This window comes from Brochothrix sp., assembly GCF_017549435.1.
GTDB lineage: Bacteria > Bacillota > Bacilli > Lactobacillales > Listeriaceae > Brochothrix > Brochothrix thermosphacta.
The window spans coordinates 1-17,500 of record NZ_JAFYUW010000016.1 but is presented as its reverse complement, the minus strand read 5'-3'; the positions used below and the strand labels follow the sequence as shown (position 1 = coordinate 17,500).

General features: G+C 36.4%; 18 protein-coding genes and 1 pseudogene. 10 read left to right on the top strand and 9 right to left on the bottom strand.

All coding sequences use genetic code 11. The annotated features are described in order from the left end of the window. The first annotated feature begins 16 nt into the window (after positions 1 to 16). Positions 17 to 160, top strand: a complete 144-nt coding sequence (locus IKV95_RS11165; protein ID WP_353734603.1) for a hypothetical protein — start codon at positions 17 to 19, stop codon at positions 158 to 160. A 393-nt stretch (positions 161 to 553) separates the two neighbouring features. Here IKV95_RS11165 and IKV95_RS00990 read toward each other — a convergent pair whose 3' ends face one another. Beyond that, on the bottom strand, positions 554 to 1,435 hold the full coding sequence (locus IKV95_RS00990) for a GNAT family N-acetyltransferase (RefSeq protein ID WP_119905007.1): 882 nt from the start codon (positions 1,433 to 1,435) through the stop codon (positions 554 to 556). Between the two features lie 142 nt (positions 1,436 to 1,577). Between IKV95_RS00990 and IKV95_RS00985 the strand changes: the two genes are divergently transcribed. From IKV95_RS00985 to pnuC, 3 genes are all read left to right on the top strand, one after another. Next, the gene (locus IKV95_RS00985; protein ID WP_069125508.1) at positions 1,578 to 2,402 is read left to right on the top strand and encodes an NUDIX domain-containing protein; all 825 of its coding nucleotides are present in this window, start codon (positions 1,578 to 1,580) and stop codon (positions 2,400 to 2,402) included. Positions 2,403 to 2,522: 120 nt separating this feature from the next. Then, a complete protein-coding gene (locus IKV95_RS00980) occupies positions 2,523 to 3,650 on the top strand; it encodes an AAA family ATPase (RefSeq protein WP_287451316.1) in 1,128 nt (375 codons plus the stop codon). A 30-nt stretch (positions 3,651 to 3,680) separates the two neighbouring features. Beyond that, complete coding sequence (gene pnuC / locus IKV95_RS00975; RefSeq protein WP_287451315.1) at positions 3,681 to 4,379, top strand: nicotinamide riboside transporter PnuC; 699 nt, start codon at positions 3,681 to 3,683, stop codon at positions 4,377 to 4,379. A 50-nt stretch (positions 4,380 to 4,429) separates the two neighbouring features. Here the strand turns inward: pnuC and lrgB are convergent, their stop codons facing one another. Together lrgB and lrgA are read right to left on the bottom strand one after the other, a co-directional pair. Continuing rightward, the gene (gene lrgB / locus IKV95_RS00970; RefSeq protein WP_029092093.1) at positions 4,430 to 5,110 is read right to left on the bottom strand and encodes an antiholin-like protein LrgB; all 681 of its coding nucleotides are present in this window, start codon (positions 5,108 to 5,110) and stop codon (positions 4,430 to 4,432) included. 2 nt (positions 5,111 to 5,112) lie between these two features. Next, on the bottom strand, positions 5,113 to 5,517 hold the full coding sequence (gene lrgA, locus IKV95_RS00965) for an antiholin-like murein hydrolase modulator LrgA (protein WP_036027572.1): 405 nt from the start codon (positions 5,515 to 5,517) through the stop codon (positions 5,113 to 5,115). 217 nt (positions 5,518 to 5,734) lie between these two features. Between lrgA and IKV95_RS00960 the strand changes: the two genes are divergently transcribed. Next, the gene (locus IKV95_RS00960; RefSeq protein WP_029092092.1) at positions 5,735 to 5,974 is read left to right on the top strand and encodes a hypothetical protein; all 240 of its coding nucleotides are present in this window, start codon (positions 5,735 to 5,737) and stop codon (positions 5,972 to 5,974) included. 87 nt (positions 5,975 to 6,061) lie between these two features. Here IKV95_RS00960 and IKV95_RS00955 read toward each other — a convergent pair whose 3' ends face one another. Continuing rightward, a complete protein-coding gene (locus IKV95_RS00955; protein WP_029092091.1) occupies positions 6,062 to 6,781 on the bottom strand; it encodes a LytR/AlgR family response regulator transcription factor in 720 nt (239 codons plus the stop codon). Continuing rightward, a complete protein-coding gene (locus tag IKV95_RS00950) occupies positions 6,778 to 8,532 on the bottom strand; it encodes a LytS/YhcK type 5TM receptor domain-containing protein (RefSeq protein ID WP_287451314.1) in 1,755 nt (584 codons plus the stop codon). The genes IKV95_RS00955 and IKV95_RS00950 overlap by 4 nt, the downstream gene beginning before the upstream one ends. Before the next feature lie 201 nt (positions 8,533 to 8,733). On the opposite strand from IKV95_RS00950, the pseudogene IKV95_RS00945 reads away from it, so the two are divergent. After that, positions 8,734 to 9,476, top strand: a pseudogene (locus tag IKV95_RS00945) (SDR family oxidoreductase). A gap of 144 nt (positions 9,477 to 9,620) precedes the next feature. On the opposite strand, the gene IKV95_RS00940 reads toward IKV95_RS00945, so the two are convergent. Both IKV95_RS00940 and IKV95_RS00935 read right to left on the bottom strand, forming a co-directional pair. Beyond that, positions 9,621 to 10,145, bottom strand: coding sequence for a PadR family transcriptional regulator (locus IKV95_RS00940; protein WP_069120543.1), 525 nt, complete (start codon positions 10,143 to 10,145; stop codon positions 9,621 to 9,623). A 20-nt stretch (positions 10,146 to 10,165) separates the two neighbouring features. Continuing rightward, positions 10,166 to 11,014, bottom strand: coding sequence for a sialate O-acetylesterase (locus tag IKV95_RS00935; RefSeq protein ID WP_069120546.1), 849 nt, complete (start codon positions 11,012 to 11,014; stop codon positions 10,166 to 10,168). Between the two features lie 161 nt (positions 11,015 to 11,175). Between IKV95_RS00935 and IKV95_RS00930 the strand changes: the two genes are divergently transcribed. The 3 genes from IKV95_RS00930 to IKV95_RS00920 all read left to right on the top strand — a co-directional run bounded on the left by IKV95_RS00930 (position 11,176) and on the right by IKV95_RS00920 (position 14,463). Continuing rightward, positions 11,176 to 11,841, top strand: a complete 666-nt coding sequence (locus IKV95_RS00930; protein ID WP_069125503.1) for an MmcQ/YjbR family DNA-binding protein — start codon at positions 11,176 to 11,178, stop codon at positions 11,839 to 11,841. A 153-nt stretch (positions 11,842 to 11,994) separates the two neighbouring features. Beyond that, the gene (locus IKV95_RS00925) at positions 11,995 to 12,948 is read left to right on the top strand and encodes an ABC transporter ATP-binding protein (RefSeq protein ID WP_029092086.1); all 954 of its coding nucleotides are present in this window, start codon (positions 11,995 to 11,997) and stop codon (positions 12,946 to 12,948) included. Between the two features lie 3 nt (positions 12,949 to 12,951). Further along, the gene (locus tag IKV95_RS00920) at positions 12,952 to 14,463 is read left to right on the top strand and encodes an ABC transporter permease/substrate-binding protein (protein ID WP_069120550.1); all 1,512 of its coding nucleotides are present in this window, start codon (positions 12,952 to 12,954) and stop codon (positions 14,461 to 14,463) included. Between the two features lie 147 nt (positions 14,464 to 14,610). Here IKV95_RS00920 and IKV95_RS00915 read toward each other — a convergent pair whose 3' ends face one another. Further along, positions 14,611 to 15,636: a threonine aldolase family protein gene (locus IKV95_RS00915; protein ID WP_069125500.1), complete on the bottom strand. Its 1,026-nt coding sequence runs from the start codon at positions 15,634 to 15,636 to the stop codon at positions 14,611 to 14,613. Further along, positions 15,637 to 16,080, bottom strand: coding sequence for a MarR family winged helix-turn-helix transcriptional regulator (locus IKV95_RS00910; protein WP_096699160.1), 444 nt, complete (start codon positions 16,078 to 16,080; stop codon positions 15,637 to 15,639). It lies immediately after the preceding gene. Between the two features lie 304 nt (positions 16,081 to 16,384). Here IKV95_RS00910 and IKV95_RS00905 point away from each other — a divergent pair, with 304 nt between their 5' ends. After that, positions 16,385 to 16,753, top strand: coding sequence for a hypothetical protein (locus IKV95_RS00905; RefSeq protein WP_069120554.1), 369 nt, complete (start codon positions 16,385 to 16,387; stop codon positions 16,751 to 16,753). The last annotated feature ends 747 nt before the right edge of the window (positions 16,754 to 17,500 follow it).

Here is a 17,500-nt window from a genome sequence, read left to right as displayed (position 1 = left end):
GCCAGTAGGTCATAAAATTGGTGATTTATATGACTTGGCTCATGATGTAGGCATTGTTTATGCGAAGGAACCTTACGTCATCTCAGTAATGACTAAAAACTATACTGGATATGAAAAGATTTCAGTGTTATCGCGTGATGTATATAATATTTTAAAATAGGCCCAATGAGGGAGATGCATTTAAATTTTTAAATGACGGTGAAAATAAAGCGTCAATCATACTCGAAGCGGATAAGAAGTACCAACTTTTTGAAAAAATGGGATTGAACCAACAGGGTATTTGTGGGAAAAGGTAGCACAGTCTTATCTTGAAACAGCATGCCCGGGAAAAATCTGCTAAAGTAACGTATGATTTTGAAGCGGGAATGTTTGCTTGTTAGGGTTTGATTGCAGATATGGAAAATATCCTCGAAGTATTAGTGGCTTTACTACATAATGATGAACGGCTTGAAACGTTGATTCAAGCTATTTCATACAAAAAGAGCCCTGCTTGATTGTAAAAAATCAGTAGGGCTTTTAAACTGTTTTATTAGATGTTATCAAAATAATATCTTTAGGCATGTGAAGTTAATGGGAAAACAAACGGTGTGTTTGGTTCCTCAATTTTTGAACGTACAAAAAGTGTATCTTCAGGGTTTTCCATACGTGCCGATTGTACATGAGGAAGGCCATCAGGTGTAAAGTAAAAGTTAACGGTTGTAATTTCAGATGTTAATAGACTACTTAAGATATCATTAAGATTGATTGGTTGAGCTGCAATGATATCGAAGAGATGTAATTCTGATCCATCTATTTCAAAGATCAGTAGGGCATCACATTCGCTATGATAATAGAGTGCGTCACCAAAACCAAGAATGTAATAAAAGTGACTTAAATGCTCACGACCTGTCACTTCAACTTGATTCGATAAGGGTTTTCGTTGCTCTGCTAAGCGAGTCATGATTTCTAAATCAGCAGGTACTTCACGTGTTAATTTACGCCAAGAATTTGTGTTGTTACTTTTTTCGTATGTTGATACATCTAAAAAAAACGTTGATTCGTGCCATTGTTTGAAGCCGAATTTAGGATAAAAAGACAGCACTGTATCATTCGCGAAGAGATAGATAAAGTCATAATCTTTTTCATACGTGGTTAGCGCATACTCGATTAATTGACGTGACAAGCCTTTGTTGCGATGATCAGGATGCGTGACAACTGTACCGATTTGTAAAGCTGAATGAGCGTTTCCCTCAACAATAACAGTCAATTCATTGATTGAAACGTTGGCAACAATTTGTGAACCTAAACGATAAGAAAGACAGCGATAGTTATCATTCCAACCACCAGCGTCATCCCATTGTTTAAAATCTAGTTCAAATGTTGTTTGAACGAGTTCAAAAAAGCTTTTACGATAGATAGCGTTGTGTTTGTAGTCTGTGATTAATTCATAGTTCATGGTGTGTTCCTCGTTTCTGATATTTTCACAGTATTATTATAACATGGAAGCGTTTTATGTAAAAAAGGTTGCTAGTTAAAAAGAGGTATGCTATTATTAGGTTAATAAAGGTTTTAAATACTTTTATTAACGAGGTGAAAAAATGACAAAACGCACAGAGCAAGAAGAACAAATATATTACGAAACAGAGGCGTCTGAACAGGAATTCCTTGAGTGGTATCGTACGAAAGAACATAAAAAATATGAGCGTCCTTCAGTGACGATTGATAATGTCATGTTGGCATACAATCGTGAAGAAGATGCTCTGAAAATTCTATTAATCAAACGAAAAGCACATCCATATAAAGGTTGTTGGGCTTTGCCAGGCGGCTTTGTCAATCCTAATGAGTCAACAGATAAAGGCTGTTTGCGTGAAACGTTTGAAGAAACAGGTGTCCAACTAAAAGAATCAAATATCGAACAGTTATACACATTTAGCACGCCAAATAGAGATCCACGTGATTGGGTGATTACAGTCAGTTACATTGCCTTCCTCAATCAAGAGGCTTTAAAAGCAGGGGATGATGCCAGTGAGGCGGCCTGGTTTGATATCACGCTAACAGAAGGTTTTGCATTGCTACATCATCAGATGGAAAATATTGATTTAAATATAGGTGCTGAAACGACGAGTGCGGCGAGTACAGGTAATTTAGCGTTTGATCATGAGAAAATTATTAGCACAGCAATCAAACGTATTATCGGAAAAATGTATTATCAACCACGTCTTTTGACATTATTAGGTGAGAGTTTCACAATTGCAGAAGCGCGGAAGGTATATGCGAAGTTTTTAGGTGTGCCGTATCAAACGTTAGATCACTCGAATTTCAAAAAAGATTTATTGAAGTTCTTAAAAGAGGTAGATGAACGTCCAACTGGGGTGGGGAGACCTTCAAAATTTTATGCGTTGGATATCCCGTACCTTAAATAAATAGAGCATTAAAAGTTTTAAGTGAAGGCTTAAAACTTGTTTTTACACTAATAAAGGTATAAAAAACTTTAATTAAATAAAGGTTAAAAATACCTTTAATAAAAATGATGGAGGTTCATTATGAGTAATTTAGTCACAGCACGTTTATCAGAAAAAAATATTGGAATTGTTTTTGGGTGTTTTGCACCTTGTCATTTGGGCCATTTTAATACAATCATGCAAGCTAAGCGCGAAAATGATGCGTGTATTGTTGTTGTTTGTGGTCAGCCGGGTGATAGAGGTGAGGCAGTGGGTTTGGATTTACGTCGTCGGTTTCGTTATATGCGTGAGCTTTTTGCAGAAGACGAGAAGGTAGTGGTTACAGAATTAGATGAAACAGGGATGCCGTTATATCCAAATGGCTGGACAGAATGGTTAGAGGCTGTGCAATCAATTGTGAAAGCAACAATGGTTTCTTCAGCTGAAAAATTAACGTGGTATGTGGGAGAAAAAGAGTACATAACAGAGCTAGAAGTGCGGACAAACGATTTTATTAGGTTTATTAATCGTCAGGAGCTGCCTATTTCAGCTACTTTAATCCGTGAAAATCCTTATAAATATTGGCGTTATATCATGCTGCCATTTCGCCGCGTTTTCTCAATGAATATACTCGTTTTAGGGACAGCGAGTGGTGGGAAAAGCACGTTAGTAAAAGATCTAGGCCGTTATTTTGATAGCCCCTATACAGATGAATATGCACGACGGTATGAAGAAAAATACAATGTGCGTGATGAGGAACTTGCTATTAATGATTTTAATTATATGGGTGCAGGTCAATTTGAAAATAATAAAAATGCGATTATTAGTCCCATGAATAAAGGCTTAATGTTTGCGGATACTGATGTTTTGGTAACCAAGGTTTACACAAAATATTATTGTAGCCCACAAGAGTATGCACAATTGGCACCTAGTTTTGATTTACTCATCGCGCAACAACAATGGGAAATCATTTTTGTTATCCCGCCTATTACGCCTTATGTGAATGATGATTTTCGTGATATGTCATATGCAGATGAAACGAGTCGTTGGCACTTACATCAACTGTTTATGGCTGAATTAGAGGCGCATCAGCTACTAGAAAAGGTGGTGATGCTTGACCAAAAAGGAAATTTAGAGACAGATTCACAAGGTTTTTATGCCCGATACGAGGCTGCTAAAAAACATGTTCAGAACCATGTACATAATAAATCAGGTATTTGGATCGATTAAAGGAAAGCAAAACGAGGAGGAACAAAGATGATGACAACAGTGAAAAAAGAACTTTTAGGTGGCTGGACAACGTTTGAAAAAAGTTATATTGGTGGCCTATTATTATTACAACTTATTGTTTTTTATTTCAATCCAGAAAATTTAATCAGTATGATTGCGGGTATTAGTGGCGTATTATGCGTAACCTTTGTTGCCAAAGGGAAAATTAGTAATTATTTCTTTGGTGTTATTCAGGTAAGTTTATATTTAATTATCAGCCTTCAGTTTGTGTTATATGGCGAAGTATTATTAAATAGTTTTTACTTTATTATGCAAATTGTGGGTATCATTGTCTGGCGTAAAAAAATGAACGTTGCTGTGTCAGAAACAAGCGCAAATACGACTGAAACAGCTGTTGTTGAAGCGCGTAGTTTATCTAAAAAACAAACATTTTTCACCGTGACTGTGGTCGTTATTTTTTGGTACCTCTTTGGTTTGATGCTAGATTATTTTGGTAGCAATCAACCGTATTTAGATAGTATTACAACGGCAATAAGTGTGGTTGCTCAAATTTTGATGACCTTACGTTATAAAGAACAGTGGTTATTATGGATTGTTGTGAATATCTTGTCAATCATATTATGGATTATTGCAGGCAATCCGAGTATGGTGGCAATGTGGGTGGCATTTCTCTTTAATAGTAGTTATGGTTACTATAATTGGCGGAAATTGGCCAAACAAACAGCATAGCCTAAAACATAAAACCCACATCTGATTAGGATGTGGGTTTTTTATAATTGTTATAAAAAGGCTACAAATACTGGGACAACGATGACGGTGATGACTCCAACAACAACCATAGCGATACTGGCCATTGCACCTTCAACTTCACCCATTTCTAAAGCAACGGCTACGCCTAATGCATGCCCACCTGTTCCTAAAGCGAGTCCGCGTGCAATTGGATTAGAGATGTTAAATTTCTCAAGGAGGAAGCGTCCAACTGCATACACAATCACTGCATTGAAAATAACGGCGAATGATGTAACAGAGGCGATACCACCGATAGAGGCAGATAAGGGTAAAGCAATTGCAGTTGTCGCAGCTTCAGGTAAAAGAGATAACATAATTGGATGATCAACATTGATAAGACTAGAAACACCATAGACCACAAAGATAGAAGCAAATGACCCTATGACAATCGCACCAATAATCGCTAACCAATAACGTTTTAAGACAGTGCGTTGTTTATAAAGCGGTATTGCAAAGGCGATTGTGGCAGGTTCTAAGAAAAAGTTAATCACATCACCACCAGGTTTATAGTCTGTGGCGTAATCAAAACCACCGATTTTCAAGAAAAGTATACCGAGAATCATTGCAACGAATAGAGGAGTAAAAAGAAAGAATTTATTTGTTTTTTTAAATAAGAATGTCCCAATACCAAAGGCAATCAAAGTGAGTGTGATTCCAAAATAAGCAGTCATAGTTATTTACTCCCTTCTGAATTCAAACGTAAACGATGTGTTTTTGCTCTTTTTTTAAGGAAAACTTGTGTAGACCAACCAGTGATAGCTAATAGAATCACGGTTGCTACAATAATAATGAGCATAATTTGTAAACCAGAGGTACTTAAAATGCCTAATGAGTTGATGACTGAAATTGCCGCAGGCACAAATAGAAAACTGATGATTGAGATGAGTTTATTACCTAAACCTTCGACTTGTTCAACTTTAACTATTTTTGTAGAGAGTGCTATGAATAATAAGATAAGTCCAATAGCTGAGGCAGGCATTGGCATTGGTAAAAATCCTTTTATAATATTAGCAACAAGCATGACTATTGCGAAGATAAAAGCCTGTTGTAAGAACGGAACTGCTTTTGAATTTTTCATATGAAATCGCTCCTTTGAGTAGTGTGTGTATTTGTTTATAAACCTAGTATAGGCTATAAAAACAATTTTGAATCCGCTTTCATTTCGGGATGCCAAATAATCGCTTGAGTTGCCCTGAGCGCTTGCTGAAATACATTGATTTGTTGAAACAGCTTTTTAAGTAACGATTTTATGGTATATTAAAAATAATGATTTTTAAATAAAGGAGTGACCGATTGTGGATAAAATGTTATCTTACACAGGTGTAATGGCCGCGGTGTTAATCTACATAAACATGTTTTTTGCTTTTACAAATAGCAACCAAGGCTTAAGCTATCCGATGTGGATTCAGATCCTCTTATTAGTGGGTTTTTTAGCTGCTTTACTCGACAGTGTTCAACGTAAAGCGTATTTTTTCTGCTTCTTATTTGTAGCTGCGTTTGTTCTCGTTGTCATTAGTATCATTCAATCCGTTTAGTTTGTAGTAGAAAGAGTTGTAGCGATAATTAATCACTAAAAAAAGACCTGATTTCCCTTTTTTATAAGGAAGTCAGGTCTTTTCTAGTTACAATTGCACTCGTTTTTTTAGAGAGGGCACAAACGAGCGACTAACAGGGATTTTGGCATTGTTGGTGAGTGTCAGTTGATACGTATGATTAAACCACGGTTGTATTTCAGTGATCTTATTTAAATTAACGATAAAACTTCGGTGTGTACGCATAAATTGATGGGTATCTAAACGCTGTTCAAGCCAATTGAGTGATTCGTTCAATTGATAATTTTGTTTTGGCAACACAATTGTAAGTTGACTGTTTTCAACAGAAGCAAATAATATTTGTGTAGGATCAATCATTACAATACGATCGCTTAAAGGAAGCGCAATACGTAGGTTTTCCAGTTCCTGTGTAGTTGTGTCGGAAGAAGTCTGTAATTGTTGATACACTTTCGTTAATGCAGCGTAAATACGTTGGTCATCAAATGGTTTTAAGATATAACCAATCGCATCCACTTGAAACGCTTCTAAGGCATGATTATCATAGGCTGTGGCAAAGATGATTTTTGGTGGATTTTGAAGACGTTGTATTTTTTTTGCAAGGTCAAAGCCGGATTCATTTGTTAAATGGATATCTAAAAATATCACTGTGGGTTTAACATCTAACATTTTTTCGAGCGCTTCATCGACTGATTCAGCTGTATCAACAAAAGTGACACGGTCATCTTCAGCTACGATAAAGCGTAATTCTTCACGAGCGAGTGGTTCATCATCAACGATTAAAACATTCATAAAGTATCACTGTTCCTTTCAAATGGCAATTTGAAGGTGACGCGTGTCCCTTCGGCAGTGGTTGTAAAATGGAGGGTACTGTCAGGTCCAAAAAGTCCTGCTAAACGTTTGTTAAGGTTTTCTAAAGCAGTACCAGTTCCTTCAACGGAAGGCACTGGTTCTTGCCCGAGTAAAGCGTATTTTTCAGGATTAATTCCGAAACCATTGTCGCGCACACATAAACGCACAGTTTGTCCTTGGCGTGTCATCGTCACACGAATGAGGTTGTCTGTTTTACGTGAATGAAACGCATGACGAATCGCATTTTCAACAAGAACTTGTAAGCAAAAAGGCGGCACCGCTAATGATTCAAGCCCTTCTTCAATATCATAGGAAACAGTATAACGGTCAGGGAAACGCGCTTGTTCTAATGCAAGATACGCGTTAATATGAGCGAGTTCTTGTTCTAACGTAATGGTCGTTTGGCGAGCGCCCTGTAAATTCGAACGGAAATATTGGCTCAATTGTAATAATAATTGGCGTGATTGTGTGACGTCACGACGCATTAACGCCGCAATTGTGTTCATTGCATTGAAGAAAAAATGAGGATTGACCTGTGCTTGTAACGATTTTATTTCGGCATCTTTTAGTAATTTAGATTGAGCTTCAATTTCTCCCAGTTCGAGTTGACTAGAAAAAATAGTGGCGAGTCCTTCTGCCATATTTTCTTCAACATGTGTGAGATCATTGACATCGGTAAAATACATTTTTAGAGTACCAGCTATTTGATCGTTGCTCTTTAAAGGGATGACAATAGCGGCATGTAATCGGCAGTTTGGATTGCTACATCCGATGGCTGATTTAGAACGAGCAATGGTTAAATGGCCTGTTTGTAGTACATCTAATGAGAGCGAGGTCATAACATCTAGCTCAGGGATATGGTGATCGCTACCGACCCCAACATGCGCCAAAATCTGATGATTATCGGTCATACTAATGGCAGCCACTTTTGTATATTTCTGAATTATTTTAGCAACAGCCCCGCAGGATTCCTGGGTCAGCCCTTCACGGAAATAGGGGAGGGTTTTAGCAGCAAGATCTAACACATCATGCGTTTGAACCGCTCGCAATTGTTCTTCTTGTTTTTGAGTGGAGCTGATGATTGTAATGAATATTAAAGTGCCGATGGCATTAAGAAGAATCATTGGAACAGCAATAAATCTCACTAGCAACCACCCTTGTTCTAGGGTTGGGCTGAAAAAGAGAATAAAAACCATCTGGATACTTTCCATCAATGTCCCTAATAAAAAAGCCTTTTTGGTGGAGGGCATTTTATTGAGACGGATATAGTTACGACCGATATACCCCGCAAGACATCCAACAAGTATAGAAGAGACGATATAAAAAAAGGAGGTTCCACCAGCTTGCATCACACGATGGATACCGGCAATAATACCGACACCCACGCCAACGAAGGGACCTCCAATAATACCTGCGACACCAATGGCTAAAGTTCGTGTATTAGCAATGGACGTATCCGCATTGAGTACAGTCGAAAAATCACCAGGTAAGAGTTGATTATCGGTGATGACAATGCCTGTGAAGTTAGAAATAATTGCGAATGTTGCAAATATAGCGATTAATTTTATTTTGGCAGATAAAAGTTGCCGATTTAAAAGAATTTTTTTGAAGAAAGAGACATTGACCAATAAAAAAGCGAGTAGAATAATTAAGCCAACGCGTTCCATCATCATTATAAATAATGTAAACATAAAAGTCCCCCAACAATGATTTAATATAACAATAACTTCATGATAACACACAATCAAAGCTCAGCAAAAAGCCCTTTTTAAATCAATTAATTACAAATCCTTGATTTTGTAATATATAGGTGTATAATCCTTTTTGTTAGATAAGTTACAAATTTACATAATTGTAATTTATTTTAAATTAAGCCAAAGGAGCGTATAACAATGACAAAACAAACAACACATTCAAGAGTAGCTTTAGTAACAGGTGGATCAGGCGGGATTGGTCGTGAAGTTGTGAAACGCTTAGTTGCTGATAATTTCGCAGTGGCTGTGCATTATGCAAGTAATAAAGAAAAAGCAGAAACACTGGTGGCTGATATCATTGTTGCAGGTGGGCAAGCGCTCGTTGTTGGGGGTGATGTAGCGGATGAAAAAGTAATGGCGCAGGTTTTTGATGAAGTCGAAGTGGCGTTTGGTGGCATTGATGTTGTGATTAATACAGCTGGAATGATGCTATTGAGTACGATCGTTGATTTAAATTTAGATGATTTAGACCGTATGTTCCGCACAAATATTCGTGGGACGTTTGTGGTTGCACAACAAGCCGCTCGTCGTGTACGTTCAGGGGCGCCATTATCAATTTCTCAACAAGCGTTACACGGACACAATTCCCAACGTATGGGGGCTATGTAGCAAGTAAAGCCGCTGTTGAAAGTATGACGATGATACTTGCACGTGAATTGAGAGGGAAGGATATTACGGTTAATACGGTGGCACCCGGACCAACGGCGACACCTCTATTTTTAAACGGTAAAGACGAAGCGACGATAAATAATCTGTCGAAAGCAACACCTTTGGAACGACTAGGACAACCCGAAGATATTGCCGAAACAGTTGCATTCTTAGCAGGACCTGCACGATGGGTGAATGGACAAGTCATCTTTACAAACGGCGGTTTAGCATAAAACAGGACTATCATTTAAGGTGTTGGTGTGATTTCACTGACGCCTCTTTTTTGCATAAAAAAAGCGACATTTTCAAAATCCCTGTAAAAATAAGTCATCACAACACATTGATAGGGGGAAATTGAAAATATCAGCTAATTTTTCTTATTGATTGTCAGTTTTAGGCTTCAATAAAGTGTCAAACCATTCTAAATTAACACGATGGTGCGCGCGTGAGTTCTCCAACATTTTTTTAAAAGATGGTAATAACTCATGATGGTCAATCGATAAATCTAATAAAGCGATTTTTTTGTTTGTTTCAGCAATTTGGCTTTTAACTAAGGCATTAAATTGTTCGGGTGGAAAGTCGTCAGAAAATAACATGGCACCATAAAAACTTAAATTAATATAATCCGTTTTAGTCCCAAATTTATGCATTAAGTCCTCAAAGTTTTTTTGCCCGAGGGGTGTTATTTCATAGTGATGTGCTTCGCGACCCTTTTCAGTTTGCGACACCTTTTTTTGGCGAATACATTGCTTGTCTTCTAATTGTTGTAAGTTGTAATAGAAGGAACCTTTGGTAAAGTTAACAATGTATTTATAGTGTCGTTCTTCCATTAAAGCAAGGAGCTCATAGCCGTGAGCGCCGGGAAATTGTTTTAACAAACCAAGTATAAGTAGTGGTATCACTGTTCTCACTCCTTTTGTGATTAACGTGGATAAATCTCAGCTAAACGTGATGTAAAGGTTTCGTAATTAATCGTTCCCATCGCCATCGCCTCACTAGCAAGGTACATTTTTTCTCCTTGAGTGAGTGGTCGTTCAGCAAAAGTATTTAATGGTGTTGTTTCATCTTTTAAAGGTGTAAGCTGGTTAGTTTTTTGTTCAAAGGCAGCGAAATAGCGCAAACCAAAACGGCGTTGTGATAACGCATCGATATGGATACCATCAGGATTAGCAGTGAGTTCATCAGCTGTTACAAAATAAGTGTTTTCATGTCTATCCGCGTATTTTTGTAAATCAGCATTAATTAATTGATATTCAGTACACATTAAACCAAAAGCTGTTTTACCGAGGAAATCTGGTAAACCCCCAATGATTAAAGGAAGTGTTGGTGCATCTAAAGCGGTTCTAAAGGCATCTAAGACAGTCGCTAGTTTAGCGTAATAATCGGCAGTGCGTCCAACAACACTGTCGCTTTCACCTTGATGCCATAAAATGCCACTTAATGTGCTGTTCTCCATTGCAAAGCGGGTTTGAGCGACTGCATGACGGAAGAGTAAACCATCGGGTGCCCATTCATCAATAGAACTGCCACCTTCAGCACAGGGAATTAAGCCAATGGTATCCTCGGCGTTTTTTGAGAGCCAAGCTTCAGAAAATGAACCTGCGAGACCAACGCCAGCCACACTGCGATCGTAATTAAGTGGCTCAGCCATCATTTGCCAACGTCCGTTGCGTAACATGTGAATACGTTCGTTTGTAATTTTAGGGACATCGTTGATAAAACCGCGTCCAGCCATATTTGATTGGCCAATCAGTAAAAAAACGTGTTTCATTTTTAACTTCCTTTCTAATGTTTCATTTATTTAATTATATTATAGTCTAATTAGACTAAATGTCAAATAGTGAAGTCTCGAGCCACATTAGCTGTTTCTATTGCTGAGTTTGTTATACTAGACATACGAAAAAAACATCTAAAGAGAGGTTGAACAGTGTAATGAACAATTTCTTTACAGATAAACAACTTAATCGTGATAAATTGCTGACTTTTGGTTTCGAGAAAACAACAAAGGGTTATTATTATAAAGAATTTGTGTTACAAGAGTTATTTGAAATGACAGTCACTATCTCTGAAAATGGCGAAGTTTCTACTGATATGATTGATTTAGCAACAGGTGAAAGTTATATCTTACATTTAGTTAATAATACCGCGGGTACTTTTATTGGAGAAGTACGAGAAGCTTTTGATGATCTTTTAGAAAGAATTGCGAAGGAATGTTATGAGAAAGTTGTTTTTGTGAATCCGCAAAGTAAGGAAATAATGGCTTATATTCGTGATGTTTATGGTGATGAATTAGAGTTTTTATGGGAGCGTTTCCCTAAAAATGCTATTTATCGGCGAGCAGATAATCAGAAATGGTACGCAGCGCTGCTAACAGTTTTGCCGGAAAAATTGGGGTTGAAGGGTGAAAAAGCGCTTGAAATTATTGATTTAAGGGGATTGCCAGAAGAAGTGCTATCGTTGATTAATCAACCCAATTATTTTCCTGGTTACCATATGAATAAAAAACATTGGTATACGATTTGTTTAGATGGATCGGTACCGACTGCTGAACTTAAAGTATTGATACAAAAAAGTTATCAACTGGCTTTAAAAAAATGAAATAGGTAAGAGAACGTATGTTTGCGTTTTGCTTGCTTTGTGAAGAAATTAAGATTATAGTAGTTTGTGTTACAAAATAAAAAAACGGCCGATAATCAAAGCTATTTTTAAATAAGATAAGTTTAAATTACTGATAGGGGAAGGCGTGAGAAAATGATTAAGTTCAAGAAAGTTTCGAAAATTTATGGTGACCAGACAGTCATAGAAGATTTTAGTTTGACGATTGCTGCCGACGAGTTTTTTGTATTAGTGGGCCCCAGTGGTAGTGGTAAAACAACAACATTGAAGATGATTAACCGTCTTATTGAGCCAACAGATGGTGATATTTATTTTAAAGATAAACGTATTATTGATTATGACATCCAGTCTTTACGACTTAACATTGGTTACGTATTACAACAGATTGCCTTGTTCCCCAATTTAACCGTTGCGGAAAACATTGAATTAATTCCTGAGCTAAAAAAATGGAATAAAGAAAAGCGCCGCAAGCGTACGATTGAGTTGTTGAAAAAAGTAAAACTTGATCCTGATATTTATTTACATCGTAAACCGGATGAACTTTCTGGTGGAGAGCAACAACGCATTGGTATATTACGCGCGATTGCAACAGAACCAGATGTTATTTTGATGGATGAACCATTTAGTGCACTCGATCCGATTTCTCGTAACCAGCTACAATTGTTGATTAAAGAATTGCATCAAGAAATTAATAGCATGATTGTATTTGTTACACATGATATGTCAGAAGCTTTATTATTAGGTGATCGTATCTGTATCATGAATGAGGGGAAAATAGTTCAAATAGATACACCTGAAAAAATAAAAGCCTTGCCTAAAAATGATTTTGTTGCACAATTCTTTAAAAATGAAACAACTCAAGGTTCAAAATGGTTAGAAAAAGGGACTGTTAAGTTGCTTCAACAGAAAAATTTAATTGAAGAAGAAGGTATTAATACAGGTCGTTCTGTTTCATTGAATACACCATTATACGATGTGTTACAGTTACTTATCGCGCATTCCAGTCTACAAGTAATTGAAGATGATCTATCCTTAGGATATATTAGCGAAAAAAGTATCCTTCGACTTATAGAAGAAAAGGAGCTGTAGCCGATGAGTTATTTTATGACAACCTTATCCGAGCGAAAAGGGGAGCTATTACAAGCTTTTATTGAACATATTCAAATTTCGTTGTTATCATTATTAATTGCAATATTGATTGCGATTCCACTAGCTATTATTGTTACAAAACATAAGCGTTTAGCAGAAGTTCTATTACAAATTTCAGGGATTTTCCAAACAATTCCATCATTAGCATTACTTGGTTTACTGATTCCATTAATAGGAATTGGAACGGCACCTGCTATTATTGCGTTGGTTATTTATGCTATTTTCCCAATTTTACAAAATACCTACACAGGTTTAACAGAAATCGATTCTTCACTTGAAGAAGCAGCTGAGGCATTTGGGATGTCTAAATGGACAAAATTAGTGAAGTTTGAAATTCCGTTGGCGATGCCATTCATCATTTCAGGTATCCGTACAGCGACTGTATTAATCATTGGTACGGCTACATTAGCGGCCTTGATCGGTGCGGGTGGATTAGGTTCATTTATCTTACTAGGTATTGATCGTAACAATATCCCTCTTATTTTAATAGGTGCCATTTCTGCAGCCGTTTTAGCAGTGGTATTCAACTATTTTATTCACTTGCTAGAAAAAGCAAGTATCAAAAAAATCTTTATCGCATTTAGTGTGTTAATCCTTGTTGTGGCTGGTACATTTGTATACACACATGCCGATAGCAAAGAAAAACAAATCACGATTGCAGGTAAATTAGGTGCAGAACCTGATATTATCATCAATATGTACAAAGAATTGATTGAAGAAAATAGTGATATTAATGTTCAATTAAAACCGAATTTTGGTAAAACAAGTTTCTTATTTAATGCATTAAAAAGTGGCGATGTGGATGTCTATCCTGAATTTTCAGGTACGGTATTAGAAACGTTTGTAAAAAATAATACCAATACATCGAATGATAAAAAAGAAGTGTTTGAAAAGGCTAAAGCAGCCTTGAAGAAAGAGCATAATATGGCTTTCTTAGAACCAATGGAATTCCAAAATACATATGCAGTTGCCGTCAAACGTCAATTTGCTAAAGATAATAATCTTAAAAACATTTCTGATTTACGTGCCATTCAGTCACAATTAAAAGGTGGTTTTACGCTTGAGTTTATCGATCGTAAAGATGGTTATAAAGGATTGGAAAGTAAATACGGTTTGAAATTTGATGTGAAGTCATTGGAACCCGCTTTGCGTTACCAAGCAATCAACAATGGTGATGTTAATGTGGTAGATGCGTATTCAACTGATAGTGAATTAGCGCAGTATGACTTGGTGATTTTAAAAGATGATAAAAAATTATTCCCACCATATCAAGGGGCACCATTAATGACAGAAGAAACGCTGGAAAAATACCCTGAATTAGAAGGTATTTTAAATAAATTAGCGGGTAAAATTTCTGAAGAAGATATGAGTAAAATGAATTATGAAGTTAATGTTAAAAACAAGTCTGCAGCTGATGTGGCGCATGACTATTTACAAAAACACGGCATTAAATAAACACCTCATAGATGGCAATAAAGCGACCCCTAGAAGTTAGACTAAAACCTAACTTTTGGAGGTCGCTTTTTTTATGATATAAGATAGAGTTAACCTTAAAAGGTTCTCTCATTTATGTAGGATAACGTGTTATTCTTCGGTATGACTTTAAATCAAAGCTAACAATGTATCGATATTCTCTTCGGTTGTTGCCCAAGATGTTGCAAAGCGCACAACTTGATGGTTATCATCGACTTTTTCCCAACAAGCAAATTTTACTTTCGTTTGTAATTCAGCAATTTTTTCATTACTGAGGACGAAAAATTGTTGATTTGTTGGTGAGTCTAAATAAAGTTGGTAACCTTTTTCGATAAAACCAGTTTTTAATTTCAAGGCCATGTTCACGGCATGCTCACTAATAGTGAAGTAAAGGTTGTCTGTAAATAATTCTAAGAATTGAATACCGACCAAGCGTCCTTTAGCTAATAACGCCCCGTGTTGCTTAATTAAATTAGTAAAGTGTTTCGGTTCATTATTTTTAGTAAAGACGACAGCTTCACCACAAAGTGCACCGATTTTTGTACCACCGATATAAAAAACGTCAGATAGTTTTGCGATATCAGCAATTGTGACATCTGCAGCTTTACTAGCTAGTCCATATCCTAAACGCGCACCGTCAATAAAGAGCGGAATATCGTATTTTTTACAAACATGAGAAAGACTTTCAAGTTCTTCATGACTATAGAGCGTCCCGTATTCGGTTGGATAAGAAATATAAACCATTCCTGGAAATACCATGTGTTGGTGATTGGCATCGGCATAAAACGTGCTGATGTAGTTATCGACGTCCGTTGCGTTTATTTTGCCATCGACAGAAGGTAATTCTAACACTTTATGACCGCTAAATTCAATAGCGCCAGCTTCGTGAGTACTGATGTGGCCTGTATCAGCTGCGAGAACGCCTTCATATTGGTGCAGAACTGAGTTGATGACTACTTGGTTGGTTTGTGTCCCACCCACCAAAAAGCGAATTGATGCATCCGGGTTTTGAATAGCTGCTTTGATTTTCTCTTTGGCTTGCTGAGAAAAACTATCAGTTCCATAGCCTGAATCTTGAATCATATTTGTTTCGATTAATCGTGTTAATACTTTTTCGTGAGCGCCTTCTAAGTAATCATTTTCAAATGAAATCATTTAATCTTCCTCCAAGTTATCAGGTACAATAGGACCTAAAATGTTTTTGATTGTTGCCATTGCGGTTGTTAATTTTTTCAAATCAGTTTCATCTAGCGACGCTAATAACGTTGCTATTTGTTCGTCTGATTTTTTTTCAATGAAATCATTTAAATGTGTGCCATCTTTAGTAAGGTATAAATTAAAGCTACGGCTGTCATGTTGATTTTTTTGTTTGATGATGTAACCGTCTTTTTCTAACTTACTCACAATACGGCTGAGGTAACTCTTTTTGATATTAAGCGTCTTTATCAGCGTGTTCGCAGTAATTCCGTCATGTCGACCTATTGTTCCTAATATTCTCAGGTCAATCATTGAGTAAGGTAAACCAAATGTCTGCTGATCAAACACACCTAAAATACTCGTGTAATAGCGATTGAACATTCTAATTTCATTGATAGTCACAAAGGGTACCTACCTTTCCTGAAACAGTTTACAAATTCAACTAATTTAAGCATAGTTTTTTTAGTTTACTTTGTCAACTTTTTTATCGCTTTATTTTATATGAATTTTGTCGTTAAACGACCAATATTTGTATGTTTTACAACTATTCAGTAGATAACTCACTTCAACTGATGTATTGTGATTGGGTTAGTAAGGACACAAAATAGTCAAATACCACTGTTTTCTGTTTTAATTTAGTCTTTTTAAGACGGTGCTTTTAGTTTATTACTGTATAATTTTAGTAAGATAGTGGAGGTGAGGCAACATGCAACGAATCGTAAGTATAGCGTTAAGTGTGCTTAGCGTTTTGTTAGTGGGTGCAAGTGCATGTATGACATACATAGCAGGCTATTATTTGGATGAATACGAAACATATGCGCAACCGTTAAAGTTTAGCATTTTCTTTTTTTTAGCAGAATTTGTGTTGATTATTATAAATGTTGTATTGTTGGCTTTATTGTTAGGGGATTTTTCGAAAAGAAAACGCTTATTAGTGGTTAGCCAAACTATTTTAGTGACACTGATACTCTGTTTAACAGTGATATTATACAGTGATTTTGATAAAACAAGGGATAAAATCCAAGAGAATAACGGTGATGTTAATTTGTTTTTGAGTCAGTATAGTGGGCTTTAATTGGAGGATGTGTCTTTTAATCAATGCTATTTTTATATAATAACTAACGATCTATTAAAGGCTTTTTTTGGAGGGATTGGTTAATGTAAGTACATCATTACCAACAGCTGATAATAAACAGTGATTAGAAATAATAATTTTTAGTGCTTAAATTCAGGTCATAAATCTTTTGCAATGTTTGTAACAAGTAGGGTGTTTATCATATCGCGCTTAGATAGAACCGTTATAAAGACGTTAGCTAGAATAAAATAGTGAATGACACACCATCTAATCCGCTCGAATTTTTAGATGGTTTTTTTTGCTGTTTTTTTAGAGTAGCACGAGCGCTGTAAATTGAATGACAATCGCTAAAAACTTCAGGCGTACTTTTCCGAAATGGTTGCCAACAGGACATCATAAGTATCACCTCTTTCTTAATAAGAAGTTGAAATACTAACTTCAAACGTTTCTCCATCTAGGTTCAATAGACATCGAAGGGAGCACATAGTCAAAATTAAACTGTGGGAGACGTAAATGAAACGCGACGATACAAAATAGACAGCTACCCAAAGATAGCTGCCTACATGAACCGTCATTTTATTAGATTTTTTTAGACAATCGGAGATAATCCGATGGCTGATTGAATGGCAAGTGAGCCACCTCATTTCTTTGATTTACCACTTTAGTATACATGAGAACGATAAAAAACGTTATTTTTCTGTATTTGATAGGGAAATCATTTTGATATTTCACATAAAGCGGTATACT